Origin of the sequence: Marinobacter sp. EN3 (genome assembly GCF_000475315.1) — a bacterium.
Lineage (GTDB): Bacteria > Pseudomonadota > Gammaproteobacteria > Pseudomonadales > Oleiphilaceae > Marinobacter > Marinobacter nauticus.
The window spans coordinates 1-4,022 of the sequence record NZ_AXCC01000026.1 but is presented as its reverse complement, the minus strand read 5'-3'; the positions used below and the strand labels follow the sequence as shown (position 1 = coordinate 4,022).

Genomic DNA, 4,022 nt, shown 5'->3' with positions numbered 1-4,022 from the left:
GCGCCGGTTACCTCAGCGTTATGGGTAAGGGAGTATCAGTGAAGACCTATAAATTATTGTCCGCAGACGGAACTACCGTCATCAGCAAAACGCCTGGCTCTCTGGGTGGCAATTCCAAAGCGCGAATTTACGGTCGATTGGATTGCTCTGCGGCCAAAGGAGCGCTCTCTAAAGGCTATGCAGAACATCGTGTCTTCTTTGCGAATGAACAAGATGCCATTCACGCTGGCTACAGGCCGTGCGGGCGGTGCATGGTATCGCGTTATAAAGAATGGAAACCTGGGCCAGAGGGGAAGGAGGACTATCCTTGGAAACAGTTGCCCAAGTAAGAACCCATAACAAGGCCAGGCACGCGACGCCTACTACATTGCGGCTTCGCCTCCATTCCGTAGCCGCGCATGCTGGCTGGCGTTATGCACAAATGGAGAAACTATGAACATCAAGGATGATTGGAAGAAGGTAAGGTCAGTTTTAGAGCAAGGCCAAGCTTCTACTGTTTACTGCTCGATCGCAACCATAAACCCCGACGGCACGCCCCACATCACGCCAGTTGGCACTGTTTTCCTTCGCGATGATCAGAGCGGATACTTTTTTGATCACTACGCCGAGGCCTTGGGTAAAAACATCGATCAGAACCCGAACGTTTGCATCATGGCGGTCAACGCCGGTCGATTCTTTTGGCTAAGATCTCTGCTAAAAGGCCGCTTTGTTGCTCCGCCGGGCGTGAGACTTTACGGCAAGGTCGGTCGAATGCGTGAAGCCACATCCGAAGAAATCGAGAAGATAGTAAAACGTGTTAAGCCATCTCAGTGGATGAAGGGGGCGAGGTTGCTCTGGAGTGATTTCACCCACGTCAGAGATATTGAGTTTACTCATTACAAGCCAATCACCTACCCAGTGATGATGGATGGGATGTGGCCGGAACATGCATAACCAAGTGGTCAACGGGACGCCAACTACGCTGCGCTCCGTTGTCGCCCATTACCACCGGCGTTAATGGCCCGGCATTTGTAAGTTTTTGGCGGGTGCGGTGCAAAGGCCTTGGCACCGGGTTTGGCTGCAACGCTCGTTCACTCTGGTGATTGCCAAGGCCGGAAAATTCGCTGTCTGGTTTGGTTGCCACAATGGCCAGCGGTGTTGGTATTCATGGCGTGCCCCGGTTGTGGGGTCGTCCGTCTCAAACGGTAATCGGGCCGGCGGCTTTTGCGTTCTGGTTCTTTTCGCCATCCGTCGAGTTGGTGCAAGCTGTCCGGGAGGGGGCATGCGGCCTTGGGCGCCAGGCTCAACTACGGTGGTGAACGGCCACTAACCAGGCGGTCAACCGGACGCCAAAAGCGTACCGCTTTTGGTTCCCTCCGCTGCGCTCCGGCGCCGGTTACCTCAGCGTTAGACATCAGATTGACATCAGGAGCAGGCTTTGGAGCAATGTGAAAAATGCGGCGGCGAATTAGCCAAGATCAATGGCAGGACTTTGAAAGAGGCGCTGAATTTCACGAAGGCATCTTTCCCCGCCAACAATATCTCGAATGTTCAGTGGGTGGATGTATGCCCATCTTGTGATGCATACGCTCTTGGCGCGGAGACAACTCATCCTTGGCCATTCAAAGCTGCGGATGGTGTGATGCGGGTTGTTGATGACTATGAGAAAGGCAGCGTGGCTGCAGAGAGCAAAAGTTTAGATTTTTGTGGTTTCAGATTTTCTGAAGCAGCATTGCTCAGCGCTAACTTTCTGTTCGGTGTGGGGACGGCTGGCACACAATCTCTGGAGTTGAAGGGCTGTTCACTGTCAGAGAGTTCCAGTGCGGCAGATTTTCTTCAATTTTCTCGAGGCGTTTGTGAATGGGGGCGCGGTCAAAGGGTTTGGGGAAATTTGCAGCGTCATCACGGGGCGGAAAATCTGGCTAAAGTGCTGAAGTCATGGCTGATTTTTGCAAATGGTTCTTGCAAAGATGAAGATGCAATTGCCAGAGGTGCAGAGATCAAAGGGCTTGGCGTTTCATTCGCCAGCAAACATTTGCGTATGTTAGATCCTGAGCGGTACGCGGTCCTTGATGACGTTTTGCGGAGGGGCTTGGGTATCGCACTTAACCCTAGTGGTTACCGCTTGTTCCTATCTGCTTTACGGGCCTTGGCCAAAGAAATTGATCAACCGGTGAAAATTGCCAATCTGGAAGCGGCTTTATTTTTGTTGGTTCGCCAGGATGTGAGAGCAAAAGGCTAATGTCTAACAAGTGCAGGCACGGCGACGCCTACTGCATTGCGCCTTCGGCTCCATTTCGTAGGCGCGCATGCTGCAAGCGTTATGCACCTATGGGAGGCAAGCATGGAAAAGTGTACAAACGAAAGCTGCCAGAAGGATTTCTACGTCTCTAAGATTGGGGGCGGTGTTCCTGGTGGCAAGGAGCGAGAGCCAGTTATCTGTCCATATTGCGGTACGACTGTAAGAACTGAAATGACCTCCGCTACGCTCTCAACCCGCCGAATCGAAGACGTCAAAAAGTAAAAGGATCTGTTCATGAGTGACGAGCACAAAAAGAAAACAGGTATTCCAGACGCACACGACCTTGTTCAAACAGGTACCAAATGGGAGCAGCGCAAGGGGAGGGATATCGATTACTACTTCTATGATGAGGTAGATGCTGACGGTAACATTCAGTTTATGCATAGAGCAGCGAATGACATTAGGGTTGTGGGGGTATTTCTAAAATCAAAAAGCAATGGCGAAGAGCGGGTCATTCAGTGCACCGAAAGACTGAAGGATATTTCGTCACGAATGTGATCACATATCCAGGCGATGCACGCGAAAAGCGCGTGATTGCAGTGTTATAAGTAGATGTTTAAAGTATAAATAATTTTTTTATTACAATATATATGGGAGTGTTTCATGAGACTGTTTTTATCCTTTTTAATGTTTTGTTCATTAGCTTTTGTTAATGGTTGTGCCAACCCTTACAATAAAAATATGGAGGATGCTAGAAAGAAAGATGTTCCTATATTTATGACTTTCGGAGGGGCAGGCTTGCCGAATAGTGCAGGTGGTGTTGGTGCTAAAATTGGATTCACAAATATATCAAATAAATCTTTCAAATATGTTGAATTTTATGCGGTTCCTTATAATAAAGTGAAGGATGTTGTTTATTCAGAGATTGGCGATGAGTCGCTCAAGATTTTAAAATATACGGGACCTTTAAAGCCTAGCGAATACTACTATGGATCATGGGCTAACGTTTGGTACAATAATAATATTGTCTGTTTTGAAGTGGAGAAAGTTAAAATAATTTACATGGATGGCAGTGTGGAGCAGCTAACAGAAGATGATATGGGTGAGGCCTCTATAGATGATATTGGAGCAAGGTGTTCTTGATTTATTTTCAATAAATATAATAATTTAATATTACTATTTTCGGCTGCACAATTTTTTAAGTAATATTTTGAAGCGTAAATTAAAAGTTAGTTTTTGGTTTATAATAAGCGCGCTATCGTTGTTGTAAAATTGCTCTATAGAAATTACGTTTCAAGAAATATATTGAGCTTTAAATGCACATAACCAATGCAGGCACGGCGACGTCTATTACATTGCGCCTTCGGCTCCACTCCATGGGCGCGCGTGCTGAGCGGCGATGTGGTGATGCAATGAATCGTCGCTACGATGTATTTGATTTCGTTGTGATGGTCGGCTTCGTGCTGATCGTCGTGGCACTTGGACTGTTTTTTGTATTGCAGGCAGCCGATACCTTTGAGGTTTTGGTTACCTTGGGGCTGTGGGTGATTTTCTCTTTTTTCATAACAGCACTCGTGCATGGTGTCGCTCGGGGGATCCCAAGGACCGAAGTGAAGGTGCCCAAAGGGTTTGCTTTGCTCGCTTTCAGTATCAGTGGAGCATTGTTTCTATCTGCCTGGGTCATTCGTGGCACATAACCAGGCGCTCAAATGCGTTATGGCCACGAAAGGCGTGGCCTCCACCGGACAGCCACTGCTTCGCAGTGTCTGCCGTTTAGCTTAGCGTGTGTGCCGGGCATGGC

The 4,022-nt window shown here is 48.2% G+C and carries 6 protein-coding genes; all 6 read left to right on the top strand.

The genetic code is table 11. The features are described 5' to 3' along the window. The coding region (locus tag Q675_RS37880; protein WP_319802625.1) for an Ada metal-binding domain-containing protein at positions 1–329 on the top strand (329 nt) is incomplete at its 5' end. A 103-nt stretch (positions 330–432) separates the two neighbouring features. Continuing rightward, the gene (locus tag Q675_RS29570) at positions 433–933 is read left to right on the top strand and encodes a pyridoxamine 5'-phosphate oxidase family protein (protein WP_023011354.1); all 501 of its coding nucleotides are present in this window, start codon (positions 433–435) and stop codon (positions 931–933) included. A gap of 484 nt (positions 934–1,417) precedes the next feature. Continuing rightward, entirely contained in the window at positions 1,418–2,221 is an 804-nt protein-coding gene (locus Q675_RS29565; RefSeq protein WP_011784508.1) for a hypothetical protein, read from the top strand. A 294-nt stretch (positions 2,222–2,515) separates the two neighbouring features. Then, positions 2,516–2,779 (top strand): hypothetical protein, encoded by a 264-nt coding sequence (locus Q675_RS29560; protein WP_023011353.1) that lies wholly within the window; start codon positions 2,516–2,518, stop codon positions 2,777–2,779. A gap of 105 nt (positions 2,780–2,884) precedes the next feature. After that, positions 2,885–3,364, top strand: coding sequence for a hypothetical protein (locus Q675_RS29555; protein WP_023011352.1), 480 nt, complete (start codon positions 2,885–2,887; stop codon positions 3,362–3,364). 269 nt (positions 3,365–3,633) lie between these two features. Beyond that, positions 3,634–3,918: a hypothetical protein gene (locus tag Q675_RS29550; RefSeq protein ID WP_127347359.1), complete on the top strand. Its 285-nt coding sequence runs from the start codon at positions 3,634–3,636 to the stop codon at positions 3,916–3,918. The last annotated feature ends 104 nt before the right edge of the window (positions 3,919–4,022 follow it).